We start from the raw sequence: 19,355 nt of genomic DNA on the forward strand, positions 1-19,355 counted from the left end.
TCGAGTCAGTGTTTAAGGTTTAAGTAGGAAATCCGGGCCGGCCAGTTTGGCCGTGTGGCGCAGGCTGGCCATGGCGGCGGAAAAATGGCGCCCCAAGCTCAGCAGGGCCGGGAGTTCGGTGGGGCGGCGAGCCAGGGACAACAACAAGCCGCCGATTCGGGTGTCGCCGTCCTCGTCGGTATTTTCCAATACGGCATGGGGCAGCGCCATCCCCAGGGGATCCGCCACCGCGCGGATGGCGACGAAGGGAATCCGTCGGTGGTGGGCGACGTGAGCCACCGCCGCGCTTTCCATGTCGACGCCGATCGCGCCGCTGGCCTGGGCCAAGGCGGCTTTGTCCGCAGGGGTCGCCACGATGTCGGCGCTTTGCGTCAACGCGCCGCCGCGCACGGTTAAGTGGGGAGACAGGGCGGCGTGCAGCCTCTCGCGCCATGCTTGGTCGCTGTGAATGCGCCGTTCCCGGTCAAGCAAGGCTTCAGGCAGCAGCAGCGCGCCGGGAGAGAGTTGCGGCGCCAAGGCGGCGCAGCAGCCCCAGCTCAACAAGGCCGAAGCGCCGCGTTCCGCCAGCGCTTCGGCGGCGCGGGCGGCGTTGCGCGGCCCGGCGCCGGACAGCATTACCCGGACCTCGGAGGAGTGGTGGGCGGCGTCGCCCTTTCCGGTTAAGCGCACTCCCAAGCTACGGCATTCCGCCGGCAGGGCGACGACGATGCCGATGGTGAACGGTGCCGACGATGTCACCGGGCCGCGGCCAGAGCGTTACGGTATTTCGCCAGGGCCCACAGCGGGAAGAACTTGTCGTAGCCGTGGTACTTCAAATAGAACACCTTGGGGAAGCCCGGCGCGGTGAAGCAGGGGTCGTTCCATACGCCGTCGGCTTCCTGCTTGCTCAACAGGAATTCCACGCCGCGCCGCACTGCCGGCGAGTCGCCTTCGCCGGCCGCCAGCAGGGCGATGAGGGCGAACGCCGTTTGGAACGCGGTGCTGTAGCCGAATTGGCCGCGGGTGGAGGCGTCGTGATAGCTCCAGTTGTCCTCGCCCCAGCCGCCGTCTTCGCGCTGCACGCTGTGCAGCCAAGCCACCGCCTTGCGTACTCGCGGATCGTCTTTCGGCACGCCGGCGTATTCGAATGCCAGCAGCACCGACCAGGTGCCGTAAATGTAGTTGGTGCCCCAGCGGCCGAACCAGGCGCCGTCGGCTTCCTGCTCGTTGCCCAAATAGTCCAGCACGCGATCCAGCGCCGGCTTCAGCTCAGGCTGTTGGTCCACCAGCATGGCCAAGTACATGGCGCAACGGCCGGATACGTCGGCAGTGGGCGGATCCAGCAACGCACCGTGGTCGGCGAAGGGGATGTGGTTGAGGTAGTAGTGGTCGTTGTCCACGTCGAAAGCGCCGAAGCCGCCGTTGGAGGACTGCATGGCGGCGATCCAACTGCCGGCGCGCTCCAGGTTGTCGGCGAATTGCGGGTCTTGCGCCTGTTTCATGGCGACGGCCACCACGGCGGTGTCGTCCACGTCCGGGTAATAGTCGTTGCCGTATTGGAAAGCCCAGCCGCCGCAGACTTGGCCTTCCTCGCAATTGATGCGCCAGTCGCCCGGTGCGTCCGCGGCGATTTGCTTGCTGGCGAGCCAGCGCAGGCTATGGCTGACGGCTTCTTTGGTGCGGGCGTCGTCGTCGGCCTTCAGCACTTCCTGCAGGGCCAGGGCGGTGAGGCCGGTGTCCCAAATGGGGGATACGCAGGGCTGGCAATAGACCTTGTCGCCTTGGAATACCAGCAGTTTTTCGATGGCCTTCTTGGCGGTCACGCGGCGCGGATCGTTTTCGGGAATGCCGATGGCGTCCATGGCTTCATAGGCGTTGACCATGGCGGGGAAAATGGCGCCCAGGCCGTCTTCGCCGTTGAGGCGCGGCTCGAACCAGGCGAAGGCCTTTTCGATGGCGGATTTGCGCAGGGTGGCGGCGAACAGCGGTTCGAACAAACGGAAGAAGCGCTCGACGGCCAGAATGGCCTTGCCCAACGGTGTCTTGACGTGGTCGAAATAGCCGCGCTCCAGCTCCGGTTTGGTGATGAACAGCTCGCGGATATGCACTTCGTGCGGGTTGCGGGCCTTGACCTTGAGGCTGCACAGGATGAACAGCGGCACCATCACGGTGCGCGACCAATAGGAGACCTTGTCCAGGTGGAAGGGGAACCACTTGGGCAGGTGCATGATTTCCACCGGGATGAACGGCGTGGCGCGCCAGGGCACCTGCTCGAACATCGCCAGGGCGATGCGGGTGAACACGTTGGACTTGGCTGCGCCGCCTTGGTCGTGAATCCAGTGGCGGGCTTTGACCATGTGCGGCGCGTCGATGTTGTCGCCGGCCATTTTCAGGGCGTAGTAGGCTTTCACCGAGCAGCTGATGTCGCCGGGCGCGCCGGTGAACAGCGGCCAGCTGCCGTCGGCGTTCTGGCGGGAGCGCACGAAGTTGGCGATCTTGGCTTGCAGCTCCAGATCGATCTCGTCCATGAAGTGCATCATCATGATGTACTCGGACGGGATGGTGCAGTCGGCTTCCAGCTCGAATACCCAGTGGCCGTCCGCGTGTTGCAGGGACAGCAGATGGTTGGTGGCGCTGCCGATGGCGGCGTCCAGCCGCGATTCGGGCGCGGCGGCGTGAGCGGGCAGCTTGGCGTCCAGGGGGACGGATTGCAAGTCCAGGTTGTCCATGCGGATCGAAGCGGCGTTGGCGTTCAGCATATTCGGATATCCCCTTGTCTATGCGTCCAGTTGATTGTCGGTGCGATTGGGCGCCGCAAGCAGCGGGGCTTTGGGCGCGGGTAGGCCGATGCCGGCCAGGTTGAACAGGAGCTTGAGCAGAAAGTTGCAGCGCCGCGCTAAGCGGGAGGCCGCGATGGTGGCCTTCACGCTGCGGCGGGTGATCTTGGCCTGGCTGGATTGGGTGAATGCCAGGTTGCCGTTGATTTTGCGCAGGGTGAGCACGGCCATCCCTAGCGCCCACAGGCAGAATTCGCGCATGCCTGTTTCATGGCTGGGAATCAGCATGGTGTACTCCAGCGCGTTGCGCAGGTGGCCGTGGGCGACGCCGACCACCTCGCCGTAGGCGGCGCGGAAAGCGGCGTTGTTGTTCTGCGGCGAGAGCTGCGCCAGGTCGTAGCCGTAGGCGGCGAAAATGTCTCTGGGCAGCCAAGAAACGCCGCGCTGGTGGTCGTCCCACACGTCCTTGAGGATATTGGTCATCTGCAGGCCTTGGCCGAAGGAAACCGCCAGCTTCATCATGGTGTCGCGGTTCTTGGCGATTTCCGGCGAGTAGTGGCAGAACAACTTGGTGAGCATCTCCCCCACCACGCCGGCCACGTAGTAGCAATAACGGTCCATTTCGTCGAGATTCGCCAGGCCCGCGCTGAGGTCTTTGTCCTGAAAATCCGCCATGCCCTTGGCCATGATTTCCACGCACTCGGCCAAGGCGTCGATCTGCGGCTGGTCCAGGCTGTGGGTGATGGCGATGACGCGGGGGACGCAGCGGATCAGTTCGTGTTCGGCCGGTATGGTTTGCTGCGACAGCAGCGGCGCCAGGCGGCGGCTGAAGGAGGCGGCGTCGGCGCGGCCTTTGACCACGGCTTCGAAGTCGCGGCAGAAGGCCCGCTTTTGTTCGGAGGTGAGTGCCACCTCGTCTTCGATGGTGTCGACGATGCGGCACAGCAGGTAGGCATTGGCCACCGCCTTGTACAGGGCTTGGGGCAGCTGCGGGATGGTCAGGGCGAAAGTGCGAGAAACCCCTTCCAGCAGCTGGGCTTGCAGCTGGTCGTCGCTCAGTTGGCCGATGGCGTCGGCTACTGTTGCATGAGTTCCATTCATGATCTGAAGTCTCTCCGGTGTGGGGCCGGGTAGTGCCGACATGTCGTGGCTGCCGGCGGCTGTTTGTCGTGTTGTTGTAAAATGGTCACAAAACGGGGTTGCCTGTCTAACTTGCGGCAATTCTAGCAATTCCGTCAGGTCCGTCAATGGCTTATTTATTCTGGCTTGGGGCGGGGCGGCGGAGTTCGTGCGAGCGGTGTTGCATTTTTGCAAAAAAATTTGGCGCTTCAGGCAATCCTGATTAGAATGCTCAACATACTTCCCCAGCGGGGGCGGGTTTGCATCCTTGGATTTAGGAGTTAAGTCGATGGGCGTTCCATTACGTCAGCAGTTCAGTATCGCCAGCTATCTGGTCAAGCAAAAGCTCAAAGGCCGGGAGAAATATCCGCTGGTGTTGATGCTGGAGCCGTTGTTTCGCTGCAATCTGGCCTGCGCCGGTTGCGGCAAGATCGACTATCCGGACGAGATCCTCAACAAGCGCTTGAGCGTGGAAGATTGTTTGGCGGCCGTGGACGAATGCGGCGCGCCGGTCATTTCCATCGCCGGCGGCGAGCCCCTGTTGCACAAAGAGCTGCCCCAGGTAGTGGACGGCATCATCGCTCGCAAGAAATACGTGTATCTGTGCACCAACGCCTTGTTGCTGCGCAAGAAGATGGACGACTACAAGCCCTCTCCTTATCTGACCTTCTCCGTGCATTTGGACGGCGAAAGGGAGCGTCACGATACCTCGGTGTGCCAAGAGGGCGTGTTCGAGAAGGCGGTGGAAGCCATCAAGCTGGCTTTGGACAAAGGCTTTCGCGTCACCATCAACTGCACCTTGTTCCAGGGTGAGACGGCGCCGGAAGTGGCCAAGTTCCTGGATTACGTGCGCGACCTGGGCGTGGAGGGCATCACCATCTCCCCCGGCTTCAGCTACGAAAGGGCGCCGCAGCAGGGCATCTTCATCAAGTCGGTGGAAACCAAAGAACTGTTCCGCGACATTTTCCGCCTGGGCAAGGGCCGCAAGTGGCGCCTGAACCATTCCAGCCTGTTCCTGGATTTCCTCGCCGGCAACCAAGGTTACAACTGCACGCCGTGGGGCAACCCGACGCGCAACGTGTTCGGCTGGCAGAAGCCTTGCTACTTGTTGTCCGACGAAGGTTACGCCTCCAGCTTCAAGGGCTTGATGGAAGAAACCCCCTGGCAAAAATACGGCACGGTGCGCAATCCCAAGTGCGTCAATTGCATGGCCCACTGCGGTTATGAAGCCACCGCCGTGGCTGACGCCATGAGCAATCCGCTCAAGGCCCTGCTGGTTTCTATGCGCGGTCCCCGCACCGAAGGCGCCATGGTGGAGCAGGCCGTGCCGCAATACGAGGTTCCAGTCGAGGGAGCCGCCATCGATTCGGGACGGGTTGAGACGCCGCCCCATAGCTGCTGAGGAGAAGGGCGCTCGCCATGACGGAAGGGTTGTCGATGCTGGCCGCGTTGGCGGCCCTTTTTTGGTTGGCCATCGTCGTGCTGCCTTGGCAGCCCTGGCGCAACCGGGAAGTGCTGGAGGCGGAGGCAGGGGAGGGCGACGCCGACCTCTCCGACATCACCGTGGTGATTCCCGCCCGCAACGAGGCGGAGGTGATTGCCACCACTTTGGGGGCTTTGGCGGCGCAAGGCCGCCGACTCAAGGTGGTGGTGGTGGACGACGCCTCCAGCGACGATACCGCGGCGGTCGCGCGGCAAGTCCAGGGGCTCGATCTGCGCGTGATGCAAAGCCAGCCCCTGCCGCCCGGCTGGAGCGGCAAGCTGTGGGCTTTGGAGCAAGCCTGCGGTTCGGTGGCCACGCCGTTGACGTTGCTGTTGGATGCCGATATCCGCCTGGAGCCCGGCATGTTGCCGACACTGCGGCGCAAAATGCGCAGCGAAGGCGTGCATTTTGTTTCGCTCATGGCCACCTTGCGCATGGACGGCGTGTGGGAAAAGCTCCTGATGCCCGCTTTCGTCTATTTCTTCAAATTCCTCTATCCGTTCGCCTTGTCCAATTCGCGCTTCAAGGGCGTGGCGGCGGCAGCGGGCGGCTGCATCATGCTGGAAACCCGCTTGCTCAAGGATATCGGCGGCTTCGGCGTCATCCGCGAGGCGCTGATCGACGATTGCTCCTTGGCCCGCACCGTCAAAGGGGCCGGCAACCGCACTTGGATCGGTTTGTCCCGCTCGGTGGTTAGCCTGCGCAGTTACGATCGTTTAAGCGAAATCTGGGACATGGTGGCGCGGACCGCTTATACGCAGTTGCGCTATTCGGTGGTGCTGTTGTTGCTCTGTACCGCTTTTATGTTCGTCCTGTTCTGGCTGCCGCCTTTGGGCTTGCTGGCCGGTGGCGCGACCGCTAAGGTCTCGTTTCTGGCTTACGGGCTGATGGCGTTGCTCTATTGGCCGACGCTGGCGTTTTATGGGCGCAGCCCCTGGTGGGCGTGGGCCATGCCGTTCATCGCCGCTCTCTATATGGCCATGACCTGGACTTCCGCCATCCGCTATTGGCGCGGCGTGCGCAGCCGCTGGAAAGGCCGGGTTTACGAATGACCGTGGCGCGGGCGCCCGGCCGTCCGCGTCTTTTTGCTCACCCCTCGTCGATCAATGCCAGCAAGCTGGCGTGCAGCGCCTGCCGCGCCGCTTCCGTGGCCAGCGGCTTTCCGTCCCGGTCGGTAATATGGAAAACGTCTTCGGCGCGGCTGCCGATGGTGCTCACTTTGGCGTTGAGCACGCGGATGCCGTGGCGGGTGAACGCCTGCCCGACTTTGGACAGCAAGCCCGGTTGGTCGGTGGCCAACAGCTCCATGACGGTGTGGCGGGCTTGGGCGTCGTCGTGAAAGTAAACCTGGGTGCGGACGGCGAAGTGCTTGACCTGCGACGGCTGCCGGCGGGCTACCCGCATGGCTTGGTCGGTGGGATGCAGCAGGCTGGCGCGTAGCCGGTCGGCGATTTCCGTTTGCCGCAGCGGGTTTTCGATGGGAGCGTTGTTTTGCTCCAGTACTTGATAGCTGATCAGCACGTAGCCATGGCTGGTGGTGATGAGCCTGGCATCGAGAATGGTCAGGTTGAGCTGGTCCAGTACCGCCGTGCTGCAGGCGAAAATATAGTCCCGGTCGGCCATGTAAACGAAGGCCTCCGCACTGCCCCAGCGGCTTTCCGGGCGCAGCAGGACCAGCGGCAAGTCGGCGTCGCGACACCCCGCCAGGGCGATGGTATGCCAGGCGATTTCCTCGGGGGCGAAGCGCAGGAAATACTCGTCGCCGAGATTGGCCCAGACGATTTCCGTGGTCGCGGCCGGAAGGCCCAGGCGCTCCGTGATGCGTTGGGCGTCATGGCGCCGCGCCGCGCAAATCTCTCCCTGGGCGATGGGGTTGTGCAGGCCCCGTCGCAAGGCGCGTCGCGCGACGGCGTAAAGCTCCTTGAACAAGGCGTCCTTCCAGGAGTTCCACAGGTTGGGGTTGGTGGCGCGGATGTCCGCCAGGGTCAGCAGGTAGATGTGGTTGAGGTAGGCTTCGCTGCCCACGGCGGAGGCGAATTCGTGCACCACGTCGGGATCGGCGATGTCCTTGCGCTGGGCGGTGAGGGACATGAGTAGGTGATTCCGCACCAGCCAAGTGACCAGTTTGGTGTCGTCGTCGCCGAGGCCGTGGCGGCGGCAGAATTCTCCGGCGATGCGCTCGCCCATTTCGGAGTGGTCGCCGCCGCTGCCTTTGGCGATGTCGTGCAGAAGCCCGGCGATATACAGTAGTTCCGGTTTGGCGATCTGCCGCGACAGGTCGTAGGCGAACGGCAGCTCCTCCCGGTGCTTTTCCAGGGTGAAGCGGCGCAGGTTGCGCACGACGAACAGCGAATGCTCGTCCACGGTGTAGACGTGGAATAAATCGAACTGCATGCGTCCCACTACCTTGGCGAATTCCGGCAGGTAGGCCGCCAGCACGCCGTGGCGGTTCATGCGCCGCAGTTGGTGGACGATGCCCTGGGGTTCGCGCAGGATTTGCATGAACAGGCGGCAGGCGGCCGGGTCGCGGCGGAAGTCGTCGTCGATGATGTCCAGGCTGCCCCGAATCAGGCGGATGGTGGAGGCCCGGATCCCCAGCAGGCTCGGGTTTTTTTGCAGGGCAAGGAAAATTTCCAGCAAGGCCAGGGGGCGCTGCCGGAACAGCTCTTCGTTGACCGCCTCCAGGTAGCCGCCGACGCTGTGAAAGTATTCGTCCACGCGGACGGGGGGCGTGCTCGCCTGGCGGCTGGGCATGGCTTCCTGGAACAGCTGCAGCAGCATTTCGTTGAGTCTTTCGACACCTTTGATGGTGCGGAAATATTGCTGCATGAATTCCTCGACGGCTTGGTTGCCGTCCGTGGCCAGGTAGCCGAACCGGTCCGCCAGTTGTTTCTGGTACTCGAACAGCAAGCGGTCCTCGCAGCGCCCGGCCAGGCTGTGCAGGGCGAAACGGATGGTCCACAAGAAATCGCGGGCGCGATTCAGTTCCAGGTATTCGTTGTGGCTGAGGATGCCGCGGCTGACCAGTTGGATCAGGTCGGCGGCGCCGTAGAGCCGCCGGGTGACCCAGCCGATGATTTGGATGTCGCGTAAGCCGCCTGGGCCGTCCTTGACGTTGGGCTCTAGGTTGTAGGCGGTGTCGTGGTATTTGTGATAGCGCGCTTCCTGCTCTTGCAGCTTGGCGGTGAAGAACGCCTGCGCCGGCCACAAGCGCTCGGGAGCGAGGCGGGCTTCCAGTTGCTGGAACAGGGCGATGTCGCCGCAGAGGTGGCGGCATTCGATGAGGTTGGTGATGACGGTTTGGTCGCGTTCGGCTTCCTGTTCGCATTCCTCCACGGTGCGTACGCTTTGGCCGGGCTTCAGGCCGATGTCCCATAAAAAGCGGAACAGGGCCGCGACGGGGTCGGCGCAGGACTTGTTGTCCGCCAGGGGTTGCGCCGTGAGCAGCAGCAGGTCGACATCCGAGTGGGGGTGCAGTTCCCGCCGGCCGTAGCCGCCCACCGCAACCAGGCAAAGGCCGTCGGCCCGGTCTCCGAGAAAGTGTTTCCAGCAAGCGATCAACAGCCGGTCGACCACCGCCGCTTTGGCGTGCAGCAAATCCGCGACGGGGACGCCCGTGTCGAAGCCGCGAATCAAGTCGGCGGCGACCGCCGCCAGGTGGTCCTTATAGGATTGGAGGGGGGCGGCCTCGTCCAGCAGCGCTTCAAAAGGCGGCGGGGTCGATATGGTCACGGCTTACCCGTTCGTCATTGCGCAGGGTGAGAATTTCAAAGCCGTTGTCGGTTACCAGAATGGTGTGTTCCCATTGGGCCGAAAGGCTGTGGTCGCGCGTCACCGCGGTCCAGCCGTCGGGCAGCACTTTGACGTCGGCTTTGCCGGCGTTGATCATGGGCTCGATGGTGAAAGTCATGCCGGCTTCCAGCAGCTCCCCCGTGCCGGGTTTGCCATAGTGCAGCACCTGGGGCTCTTCGTGAAACGCACGGCCGATGCCGTGTCCGCAAAACTCGCGGACCACTGTAAAGCCGTGGCTTTCGGCGTGTTTTTGGATGACGTGGCCGATATCCCCCAGGCGCGCGCCGGGGCGCACCTGTTGTATGCCCAGGTAGAGCGCTTCCAAGGTGATTTGCGTAAGCCTTTTGGCGCGTATGGATGGCTCGCCGATGTGGAACATGGCGCTGGTGTCGCCGTGGAAGCCGTCCTTGATGACGGTGATGTCGACGTTGACGATATCGCCGTCCTTGAGCTTTTTCGGCCCCGGAATGCCGTGGCAGACCTGATGGTTCACCGAGGTGCAGATGGACTTGGGAAACCCGCGGTAATTGAGCGGCGCGGGGATCGCGTTTTGCACATTGACCATGTAGTCGTGGCAAATGTTGTCCAACTGTTCGGTGGTGACACCGGCCCGCACGTGGGGCGCGATCATCTCGAGCACTTCCGCGGCTAGGCGTCCGGCCACGCGCATTTTTTCGATTTCGTCACTGGACTTGATGGAGATGCTCATTGGGGTGTTGGGCGACCGTTGGACTGTGCGGGAATCGGCAAGGCCCCGCGCGGCTTTTTGCTCGCACGGATTGTTGAGGAAAGCCGGGTATGGTATAAATCACCGCCGTTTTTGGCAAGATGGCAAGATGGCAAGTCGGCGGGATGGCCGATTTGTTTTTACCCGTACCAGGGGAAGTGCAGGGATGCGTTAAGCAACAACACACACACGTCGGCACATCCGGTTGGGTGCCGGACTCTACCATTGAATCCTAGAGTTTGGTTATCGGATGGGGCGTGTGGAGGCAAAACCCTTAGCCGGTTCGCTATGGCCGGCCTATGCAATTGGAGTAATGATGGCAAACGTAACGATGCGTCAGATGTTGGAAGCTGGCGTACACTTCGGGCACCAGACCCGCTATTGGAATCCGAAAATGGCGCCCTACATCTTCGGCGCGCGCAGTCAGATTCACATCATCAATCTGGAAAAAACCCTGCCGTTGTTCAACGACGCCATGCAGTACATGGAGCAGTTGGCGGCCAATCGGGGCAACATCCTGTTCGTCGGCACCAAAAAAGCCATCCGTAAGACGGTAGAAGAAGAGGCTGCGCGTTGCGGCATGCCCTTCGTCAATTACCGCTGGTTGGGCGGCATGTTGACCAACTTCAACACCATTAAGAAATCCGTTTCCCGCCTCAAGCAGCTGGAAACCATGCGCGACGACGGCAGCTTGAGCCGTTTCCATAAAAAGGAAGCCCTGGGCATGATGCGCGAGCTGGAAAAGCTGGAGCGCAGCATGGGCGGCATCAAGAACATGGACCGCCTGCCGGACGCGTTGTTCGTGCTGGACGTGGGCCACGAGAAGAACGCTGTGGCGGAAGCCGTCAAGCTGGGCATCCCGGTCATCGCCGTGGTGGACAGCAACAACAGCCCCAATGGCGTGGACTACATCATCCCGGGCAACGACGACTCCATTCGCGCCGTGCAGCTCTACACCCAGAGCGCAGCCGCTTCGATCCTCAGCGGCAAGGCCGCCGATTTGGGCGCGGCTGGCGGCAAGGGCGACGATTTCGTCGAAATGGAAGCGGAAGCCGCTTCCAGCGCAGAAGCCGCGGAATAATCCGTCCGCCGCACATGGGGCAGCCCAACGCCGCACGACGGCGTTGGGCTGCCCCGTTGTTGAGGCGTAAAGGCTGCAACACGCCGGCGCGGAACCGAAAGAGTCCGCCTCGGCGATGCGCGTAATGCACTCTAGGAAAAAGTTAATTGAGGTTTTGATTAGATGAATATCACTGCGGCAATGGTGAAGGAGCTACGCGAACGTACCGGCTCCGGCATGATGGAATGCAAGAAGGCTTTGACCGAAGCCAACGGCGACATGGAAGCGGCCATCGAATGGATGCGTAAGACCGGCTTGACCAAAGCTGACAAGAAAGCCGGCCGCACCGCCGCCGAAGGTTACGTTTGCGTGAAGATGAGCGCCGACGGCAAGGTTGCCGCCCTGGTCGAAATCAACAGCGAAACCGACTTCGTCGCCAAGGCGGACGATTTCGTCAAGTTCGCCAACGACGTGGCCGACCTGGTTGCCGCCAACGATGTCTCCAGCCTGGAGCAAGTGTCGGCACTGTCCTTGAACGGTTCCACCGTAGACGAGACTCGCCGCGCCCTGGTTGCCAAGCTGGGCGAGAACATCAATCTGCGCCGCTTCGAGCGCTACACCAGCGCCGACGGCGTGCTGGCCGGCTACAGCCATGGCAGCCGCATCGGCGTGCTGGTCGAGCTGAAGGGCGGCAATGCCGAGCTGGGCCGCGACATCGCCATGCACGTGGCCGCCAGCAAGCCCGTTTGCTTGGACGAGTCCGGCGTTCCGGCCGAGCTGATCGCCAAGGAGAAAGAAATTTTCTCCGCCCAGGCGCTGGAAAGCGGCAAGCCGGCCGAAATCGTGGAAAAGATGGTGCAGGGCCGCATCAACAAATTCCTGGGTGAAATCACCCTGGTCGGCCAACCGTTCGTGAAGAACCCGGACGTGACCGTGGCCGGTTTGCTCAAGGAGAAGAGCGCGTCCGTGGCGCGTTTCGTGCGCTATGAAGTAGGCGAAGGCATCGAGAAGGAAGAAAGCAATTTCGCCGAGGAAGTAATGGCTCAGGTTCGCGGAGCCTAATCCTCACCGGGGCTTTGTGGCATCGGCTTGGGCTGATGCCGCAAAGCCCTTTTGCATAGATGGGGGCTCCGATTCGTTCGGAGCGGTTTACTACCGGCTTGCTACGGATTTATCCATGTCGGAACTGAAATACCGCAGAATTTTGCTCAAGCTGAGCGGCGAAGCCCTGTTGGGCGACGGCCGTTGCGGCATCGACGCGGCGATACTTCAACGCCTTGCGGCGGAAATTTGCGACCTGTGCCGGGCAGGTGTGCAAACGGCGGTGGTGATCGGCGGCGGCAACATCATCCGCGGCGCGGAAAAAGCGGCGGAGGGCCTGGATCGCGTTACCAGCGATCATATGGGCATGTTGGGCACGGTGATCAACGCCTTGGCCATGCAGGATGCTATCGAGAATTTGGGTCTGCCGGTGCGTGTGATGTCCGCGCTGAAGATCAACCAAGTATGTGAAGACTATATCCGCCGCCGCGCGGTGCGTCATTTGGAAAAAGGCCGGGTGGTGATTTTCGCCGCCGGCACGGGCAATCCGTTTTTCACGACGGATTCGGCGGCCAGCCTGCGCGCGGTGGAAATCAACGCCGATATCCTTATCAAGGCTACCAAGGTGGACGGCGTTTATTCCGCCGACCCCAAAAAAGATGCCAACGCCACGTTTTACAGCCGCCTGACTTTCGATCAGGCTTTGGATCAGCGGCTCAACGTGATGGACGCCACCGCTCTGGTGTTGTGCCGCGACCATCGCATCCCGTTGCGGGTGATGAACGTGTTTGAAGATGGTGCCGTCATGCGTTTGGTGCACGGCGAAGAGATCGGTTCACTGATTGAAGCAGGATAAACCCATGATCGACGATATTATGCAAAGCGCCACCGCGCGCATGGCGAAAAGCGTGGAGTCGCTCAAGCACGAACTGGCGAAAATCCGCACCGGCCGGGCCCATCCCAGTTTGTTGGAGCACATCACCGTCAACTACTACGGCCAGGAAAGCTCCTTGCCCAAAGTGGCCAACGTCAACGTCGAAGACTCCCGCACCCTGATGATTACGCCCTGGGATAAGGGCATGGTTCCGGCCATCGAGAAGGCCATCATGACATCGGACTTGGGGCTCAACCCGGTGACTTCCGGGACGGTGATTCGCGTGCCCATGCCGGCTTTGACGGAAGATCGCCGCCGCGATTTGGTCAAGGTGGTGCGTCACGAGGGCGAAAACGGCCGCGTGGCGGTGCGCAATATTCGCCGCGATGCGTTGTCGGAATTGAAGGAAGCGCTCAAGGAAAAGCTGATTTCCGAGGATGAGGAACGGCGCGCCCAGGAGCAAATTCAAAAAGTCACGGACAAGCACGTCAAAGACATCGACAAGCTGTTGGACGAAAAAGAAGCCGACTTGCTGGCTGTCTAAAGCGTTGGATTAGACGCGTTTCCATGGCTGACATCGCCCCTTCCGCCGGATTGCCCCGCCACGTTGCCATCATCATGGACGGCAACGGGCGCTGGGCCAAGCAGCGCCTATTGCCGCGCACGGCGGGCCACGCGGCGGGCATCAATGTGGTGCGTAGAGTCGTTCGCTACTGCGCCGATAAAGGCGTTGAAGTGTTGACCTTGTTCGCCTTCAGCAGCGAAAACTGGCGGCGTCCGGCCGACGAGGTTTCCGTGCTGATGGACCTGTTCGTGGAGGCGCTGGCGAGGGAAACGCGCCAAATGCACGAGCAGGGCATACGTTTGCGCATCATCGGCGACACCGAGGCATTCGACGGCCGTTTGCGGCGGCGCATCGCCGAGTCCGAAGCGCTCACCGCGGGCAACACGGGCATGACGCTGATGGTGGCTGGCAATTACGGCGGCCGCCGCGACGTGGTGCGGGCGGCGCAGCGGGTGGCCGAAGCCGTGCAGCGGGGCGAGTTGGCGCCGGCCGATATCGACGAGCGGCTGATCGAAGCCAACCTCTCGACGGCCAATATGCCGGAGCCGGACCTGTTCATCCGCACGGGCGGCGAGCGGCGCATCAGCAACTTCCTGCTTTGGCAGCTGGCTTATACCGAGCTGTATTTCACCGAAACTTTGTGGCCGGATTTCGACGAGTCCCAGTTGGAGCTGGCTTTTCAGGATTTCGCCTCCCGGGAGCGCCGCTTCGGTTGTACCGGTGAGCAAATCCAGGCCGGAAGCGCCGTCGGGCGTTGATTCCTCACCCTGGCCGTCTTCGCATTCCTATCCTTTCAAAAACGGCAAACACCCATGCAAGTATCGAAAAATCAAAACAATAAAAGCATGCCTTCAGCGGAAGCCACGCCGGCGACGAAACTGCGGATCATTACAGGCCTGGCCGTCGCCGCGGTGATCGTCCCGGCGGTTTTGTTCCTGCCGACCTTGGGTTTCGTCATCGCGTTCGGTTTGATCGCCGTGCTGGCCGGTTGGGAATGGTCGAATTTGGCCGGCGTGGAAAATCGTTCCGGGCGGCTGGCGTTCTGTGGGAGCCTGCTGTTGACCATGGCCAGCTACCATTATTGGCTGGGTTATTTGTTCGACTGGTTCATGTGGCCGGTGTTGGCATGGTGGGTGGCCTTGGCTATCGCTTTGCGCCAAATGCCGGGCAAGCTGTTGCAATGGAAGTATCCCGTCGCGGTTAAATTGGCCGTGGGGTATTTCGTTTTGTTGTCGGCCTGGATCATGTTCGTCTGGCTGCACGTGAATTTCGGCTCCTACCAGGTGCTGTATTTGCTGGTGCTGATCGCCGTGGCCGATATGGGCGCTTATTTCGTCGGCAAAAATTACGGCTTCAGCAAGTTGATGCCGGAAATCAGCCCGGGCAAGACGGTGGAAGGGCTGTACGGCGCTTTGGGCGCGGCCGCATTGCTGGCGTTGCTGGTCGGCGGGTATTTCTACCTCATCGCCGAAAAGTGGTCGGGCATGGTGTTTGCCGACTTCTTGTTATTGTCCGTCATGACGGTGCTGGCTTCGATTTGCGGCGACTTGTTCGAAAGCCTGGTGAAACGCCTGCGCGGCGTCAAGGACAGCGGCTCCTGGCTGCCCGGCCACGGCGGCGTGCTGGACCGTATCGATAGTTTATTGGCCGCCGTGCCGATGTTTTATGCCGGCTGTTACCTGCGGGAGATCTTTTTCCAATGAAGGGCATTTGCATACTCGGCTCCACCGGCTCCATCGGTGTCAGCACCCTGGACGTGGTGGGTCGCCACCCCGGCCTGTATCGCGTGGTGGCGCTAACCGCCAATAAAAACGGCGATCTGCTGTTCGAGCAGTGCCAGCGCCATCATCCGGAATACGCGGTGTTGCTGGATCCCGCCCAGGCGGAGAATTTCGCCGAGCGCTTGCGAGCGGCCGGCGTGACCGGCACGAAGGTGCTGACTGGCACCGACGCGCTGCAAGAAGTGGCGTCCTTGCCGCAGGTGGATAGTGTCATGGCCGCCATCGTCGGCGCCGCGGGCTTGCTTCCTACGCTGGCGGCGGCCAAGGCCGGCAAGCATGTGTTGCTCGCCAATAAAGAGGCCTTGGTCATGTCCGGCCCGTTGTTCATGCAGGAAGTGACCCGTTCCAACGCCGTGTTGTTGCCCATCGACAGCGAGCACAACGCCATTTTTCAGTGCATGCCGGCCAATTACCGGGCCGGCGTGCGCGCCAAGTCGGCGCGGCGCATTTTGCTCACCGCCTCCGGCGGCCCGTTCCTCAAAACGCCCCTGGACGCGTTGCACGACGTGACGCCGGATCAGGCCTGCGCTCATCCCAAGTGGGAGATGGGGCGCAAGATTTCGGTGGATTCCGCCACCATGATGAACAAGGGCCTGGAGTTGATCGAGGCTTGCTTGCTGTTCGATATGGAGCCGGACGACGTGCAGGTGGTGATCCACCCGCAAAGCATCATCCACTCCCTGGTGGATTATGTGGACGGTACGGTGCTGGCGCAGATGGGCAACCCCGATATGCGCGTCCCCATCGCCCACGCCATGGCGTGGCCGGATCGTTTCGAGTCCGGCGTGGAACCGTTGGACTTGTTCGCCGTCAAACAGTTGAATTTCGAAGCGCCCGATTTCGTGCGTTTCCCCTGCTTGCGACTGGCCTACGACGCCGCCCGCGCCGGCGGCATCATGCCGGCGGTGCTCAACGCCGCCAACGAGATTGCGGTGGAATGGTTCCTCGACGGCCGTTTGCGCTTTACCCAAATCCCGGCGGTGATCGAGCACACTATGGGGTTGTTCAGCGCGGATGCCGCGGATTCCATCGACACGGTGCTGCAGGCGGACGCGGCCGCCAGAGCCAAGGCGCGGGAGTACATCGGGCAGTTGCCGTCATAAGTCCAAGTTCCTGGGGCCTAACCCTATGCATACCGTATTTTTCTTCCTGCTCGCTTTGGCGATATTGGTCGCCTTCCATGAGTTCGGCCATTATTGGGTGGCGCGGCGGCTAGGGGTAAAGGTACTGCGCTTTTCGCTGGGGTTCGGCAAGGTTTTATGGCGGTACCGGAAGTCGCCGGAGGATACGGAATTCACCTTGTCGGCGATTCCGTTGGGCGGCTACGTGAAAATGGTGGATGAGCGCGAAGGGCCGGTGGCGGAGGCCGATCTGCCGTTCGCCTTCAACCGTCAGGCGCTGTGGGTTCGCTCGTCCATCGTGGCCGCCGGTCCGCTGTTCAATTTCGGATTGGCGGTGTTGCTTTATTGGCTGGTGTTCGTGGCCGGCGAAACCGGCATGCGGCCTGTGCTGGGGCCGGTGGCGCCGGCCAGCCTCGCGGCGCAGGCGGGTTTTGTCGAAGGCGACGAGATCGTGTCGGTGGAAAGTCGCGCGACGCCCACCTGGAGCCAGGTATGGGGCAGTTTGCAATCGTTAGCCACCGATAGCGGCAGCTATCGCATTCAAGTAACCACCGGCGATGGCGATACGGCCGAGCGGGTGCTGGTTGTTCCTCCTGAACTGGCCGGGCATCCTGAGCAACTGGGCCGGGAGCTGGGCTTCAGGCCTTGGGAGCCCAAATTGGCCCCGGTACTGGACAAAGTCCTGCCGGGCGGCGCGGCGGCGCAAGCCGGCCTGCAGCCGGGGGATCTGGTGGTGGAAGCCGACGGACAGCCGGTGGAAAGCTGGCGCCAGTGGGTGGAGTACGTGCGGCAACGGCCGGAACAGGCCATCGCGTTGACGGTGGACCGGGAAGGCTTGCAGTTGTCCTTGACCGTGCGCCCCTTCGCTACCGTCAGCGAAGGCGAGAAGGTCGGTAAAATCGGCGCGACGGTGCGTATTCCTCCGGGGCTGAGCGAGCAAATGCAGGTGGAATACCGTTTGAACCCGGTTTCCGCCTTGGGCGAGGCGATAGCGCGTACGGCGGAATATTCCTGGCTGACGGTGAAAATGGTGAGCCGGATGTTTGTGGGGCAAGCGGCTTTGGACAATCTCAGCGGCCCGATCAGCATCGCGCAATATGCCGGCCAATCCGCCAGCATGGGTTGGTTGCAGTTCGTCAAATTTCTCGCCGTGGTGAGCATCAGTTTGGGGGTGCTCAATTTATTGCCGGTGCCTGTGCTGGACGGCGGCCATCTGTTTTTCTTCCTGATCGAAGGCGTCAAGGGCAGCCCGTTGTCCGAGCAAGCCATGGCTGTCAGCCAGCGCATCGGCATGGCGTTTTTGATTTTTCTCATGGGCCTGGCCTTGATGCTGGACTTGCAACGATTGTTAGCGTGATGGATTGTTAATGCCGATGAAAACTTTCAGTAGATTGATGCTCGCCGCTTTGTTGGCTGTGGCTGTCGCGCCGTTGCGGGCCGACGACAAAGCCATCGCCGACGCCCTGGAAAAGGTGTTCCCCGGCACGAAGCCGGAGTCCATCACCCCGTCCGAAATACCCGGTCTGTACGAAGTGGTGGTCGGGCCGACGGTGTTCTACATGTCCGGAGACGGGCGTTACCTCATTCAGGGCAAGATGATCGACGTGGAAGGCCACGCCGACGTCAGCGAGCCGAAGCAAGCGGCGGCGCGGGTGGCCGCGCTGGCGAAAATCGGCGAAAGCAACATGATCGTGTTTGCCGCCAAGCAGCCGAAATACGTTGTCTCCATCTTCACCGACATCGACTGCGGTTATTGCCGCAAGCTGCATTCGGAAATCGAGCAATATTTGGCGGAAGGCATCACCGTTCGCTATCTGTTCTTCCCGCGCGCGGGCCGCGATTCCGATTCGTATCGCAAAGCCGTCTCCGTATGGTGCGCCAAAGACCGTAACGCGGCCTTGACCCGTGCCAAGCGCGACGAAAAAGTCGAGAGCAAGGAATGCGACAACCCGGTGGACGAGCACATGTCCCTGGGCATCGCCATGGGCGCTAACGGTACGCCGATGATCGTCACCGAAGGCGGCGAAATCATCCCCGGCTACGTCAACGCCAAGCAACTGGCCAAGATGCTGGCTTACGAAAAATCCAACCGCAAGCCGGACGCCAAAGACAAGCGCTCGTAAACGCTTCCGCGACGTTCAACCCGATTCGCCCCCGCTGAGGGGGCGAGTCTCCTCATCCGTCCCTTTCTCTTTTTCCCCGCTGCTCGGCCGCCTACGGCAAGGCCGACGGGTTTTTTCGCGCAAATCCACCGCGGTAACGAGGGGCGGCATCGCCGTGCCCCCGAAGGCGGGGCGCGCTCAGCAGTTTTCTAGGCGATAGCCTTCGGGCGTCCAGCACGACACGGATCCTTGGTCGTCCCATTCGGCCAATACAAAACGCTGGACCGGGGCTCCATCCAGCTGGAAGTCGTGCACCGCCGGGCGGTGGGTGTGGCCGTGGATGAGGCGGGTGGCGCCGTGCCGTTGCATGGTTTCCCGCACTGTGTCCTGGTTGACGTCCATGATTTCCCCGCTTTTTTTGGATTTGTGCCAGTAGCTGCGCAGGCGATACCAGCGGGCGCCCAGCAGGCGCAGCAGAAGCGGCTTTCCCAGGATGTTGTCGCGCCACTCCGCCGTGCGGCTTAGGGCGCGGAAGGCCAGGTAGGGCAGGTCGTCGCTGCACAATAGGTCGCCGTGCATGAGTAGGGTGGGGGTGCCGTACAGGTCTATGACGGCATGGTCGGGCAGGGGGCGGCAGCCGGTTTCCCGCAGGAAGCGCTCGCCGATGAGGAAGTCGCGGTTGCCGTGCTGGTAATAGATTTCCGTGCCGGAATCGCTCAAGGCGCGTAGAGCGCGCTTGACGGCGCGGTTGGGCGGGGTGTTGTCGTCGTCGCCGACCCAGGCGTCGAACAGGTCGCCGAGGATGTACAGGCGTTCAGCCTGCGGGGCGCGGTGTCGCAGGAACTGCAGAAAGCGCCGGACCGTGGCACGGCGGCCGGCGCTTAAATGCAGGTCTGAAATGAAAAGGCTTTCTTTCCGTTTCGGCAAGGAAAGC

At 61.9% G+C, this 19,355-nt stretch carries 17 protein-coding genes; 11 read left to right on the forward strand and 6 right to left on the reverse strand.

The window, feature by feature from the left end:
• Window positions 1–12 precede the first annotated feature (12 nt).
• From K5607_RS06830 to K5607_RS06840, 3 genes are read right to left on the reverse strand one after another with little or no spacing between them, the layout of a single operon-like run.
• On the reverse strand, window positions 13–738 hold the full coding sequence (locus tag K5607_RS06830) for a phosphorylase family protein (protein WP_221048610.1): 726 nt from the start codon (window positions 736–738) through the stop codon (window positions 13–15).
• Complete coding sequence (gene shc / locus K5607_RS06835; RefSeq protein ID WP_054773117.1) at window positions 735–2,708, reverse strand: squalene--hopene cyclase; 1,974 nt, start codon at window positions 2,706–2,708, stop codon at window positions 735–737. The genes K5607_RS06830 and shc overlap by 4 nt, the downstream gene beginning before the upstream one ends.
• A 48-nt stretch (window positions 2,709–2,756) precedes the next feature.
• Window positions 2,757–3,857 (reverse strand): phytoene/squalene synthase family protein, encoded by a 1,101-nt coding sequence (locus K5607_RS06840; RefSeq protein WP_221048611.1) that lies wholly within the window; start codon window positions 3,855–3,857, stop codon window positions 2,757–2,759.
• 307 nt (window positions 3,858–4,164) lie between these two features.
• Between K5607_RS06840 and hpnH the strand changes: the two genes are divergently transcribed.
• On the forward strand, window positions 4,165–5,277 hold the full coding sequence (gene hpnH / locus K5607_RS06845) for an adenosyl-hopene transferase HpnH (protein WP_054773112.1): 1,113 nt from the start codon (window positions 4,165–4,167) through the stop codon (window positions 5,275–5,277).
• Between the two features lie 17 nt (window positions 5,278–5,294).
• On the forward strand, window positions 5,295–6,410 hold the full coding sequence (locus K5607_RS06850; RefSeq protein WP_054773113.1) for a glycosyltransferase: 1,116 nt from the start codon (window positions 5,295–5,297) through the stop codon (window positions 6,408–6,410).
• 37 nt (window positions 6,411–6,447) lie between these two features.
• Here K5607_RS06850 and glnD read toward each other — a convergent pair whose 3' ends face one another.
• Both glnD and map read right to left on the reverse strand, forming a co-directional pair.
• Window positions 6,448–9,090, reverse strand: a complete 2,643-nt coding sequence (gene glnD / locus K5607_RS06855; RefSeq protein ID WP_246598973.1) for a [protein-PII] uridylyltransferase — start codon at window positions 9,088–9,090, stop codon at window positions 6,448–6,450.
• Window positions 9,062–9,859 carry a type I methionyl aminopeptidase gene (gene map, locus K5607_RS06860; protein WP_221048612.1) on the reverse strand — a complete coding sequence of 266 codons (798 nt, stop codon included), beginning with the start codon at window positions 9,857–9,859 and terminating at the stop codon, window positions 9,062–9,064. The genes glnD and map overlap by 29 nt, the downstream gene beginning before the upstream one ends.
• Before the next feature lie 334 nt (window positions 9,860–10,193).
• Between map and rpsB the strand changes: the two genes are divergently transcribed.
• From rpsB to K5607_RS06905, 9 genes are all read left to right on the forward strand, one after another.
• On the forward strand, window positions 10,194–10,958 hold the full coding sequence (gene rpsB / locus K5607_RS06865) for a 30S ribosomal protein S2 (RefSeq protein WP_221048613.1): 765 nt from the start codon (window positions 10,194–10,196) through the stop codon (window positions 10,956–10,958).
• 162 nt (window positions 10,959–11,120) lie between these two features.
• The gene (gene tsf, locus K5607_RS06870; RefSeq protein WP_054773115.1) at window positions 11,121–11,999 is read left to right on the forward strand and encodes a translation elongation factor Ts; all 879 of its coding nucleotides are present in this window, start codon (window positions 11,121–11,123) and stop codon (window positions 11,997–11,999) included.
• A 115-nt stretch (window positions 12,000–12,114) separates the two neighbouring features.
• Window positions 12,115–12,834: a UMP kinase gene (gene pyrH, locus K5607_RS06875; protein WP_054773116.1), complete on the forward strand. Its 720-nt coding sequence runs from the start codon at window positions 12,115–12,117 to the stop codon at window positions 12,832–12,834.
• A gap of 4 nt (window positions 12,835–12,838) precedes the next feature.
• Window positions 12,839–13,396 carry a ribosome recycling factor gene (frr, locus tag K5607_RS06880; RefSeq protein WP_221048614.1) on the forward strand — a complete coding sequence of 186 codons (558 nt, stop codon included), beginning with the start codon at window positions 12,839–12,841 and terminating at the stop codon, window positions 13,394–13,396.
• A gap of 23 nt (window positions 13,397–13,419) precedes the next feature.
• Window positions 13,420–14,175 (forward strand): undecaprenyl pyrophosphate synthase, encoded by a 756-nt coding sequence (uppS, locus tag K5607_RS06885; RefSeq protein ID WP_221048615.1) that lies wholly within the window; start codon window positions 13,420–13,422, stop codon window positions 14,173–14,175.
• Between the two features lie 87 nt (window positions 14,176–14,262).
• Window positions 14,263–15,120: a phosphatidate cytidylyltransferase gene (locus K5607_RS06890; protein WP_082411350.1), complete on the forward strand. Its 858-nt coding sequence runs from the start codon at window positions 14,263–14,265 to the stop codon at window positions 15,118–15,120.
• Complete coding sequence (gene ispC / locus K5607_RS06895) at window positions 15,117–16,301, forward strand: 1-deoxy-D-xylulose-5-phosphate reductoisomerase (protein WP_221048616.1); 1,185 nt, start codon at window positions 15,117–15,119, stop codon at window positions 16,299–16,301. Before K5607_RS06890 ends, ispC begins: the two co-directional genes overlap by 4 nt.
• Before the next feature lie 25 nt (window positions 16,302–16,326).
• Entirely contained in the window at window positions 16,327–17,676 is a 1,350-nt protein-coding gene (gene rseP, locus K5607_RS06900; RefSeq protein ID WP_054772833.1) for an RIP metalloprotease RseP, read from the forward strand.
• Window positions 17,677–17,713: 37 nt separating this feature from the next.
• Window positions 17,714–18,442 carry a DsbC family protein gene (locus tag K5607_RS06905; protein ID WP_246598974.1) on the forward strand — a complete coding sequence of 243 codons (729 nt, stop codon included), beginning with the start codon at window positions 17,714–17,716 and terminating at the stop codon, window positions 18,440–18,442.
• 177 nt (window positions 18,443–18,619) lie between these two features.
• Here K5607_RS06905 and K5607_RS06910 read toward each other — a convergent pair whose 3' ends face one another.
• The gene (locus K5607_RS06910; RefSeq protein ID WP_221048618.1) at window positions 18,620–19,348 is read right to left on the reverse strand and encodes a UDP-2,3-diacylglucosamine diphosphatase; all 729 of its coding nucleotides are present in this window, start codon (window positions 19,346–19,348) and stop codon (window positions 18,620–18,622) included.
• Window positions 19,349–19,355: the final 7 nt, after the last annotated feature.

This window comes from Methylogaea oryzae (assembly GCF_019669985.1).
Classification (GTDB): domain Bacteria; phylum Pseudomonadota; class Gammaproteobacteria; order Methylococcales; family Methylococcaceae; genus Methylogaea; species Methylogaea oryzae.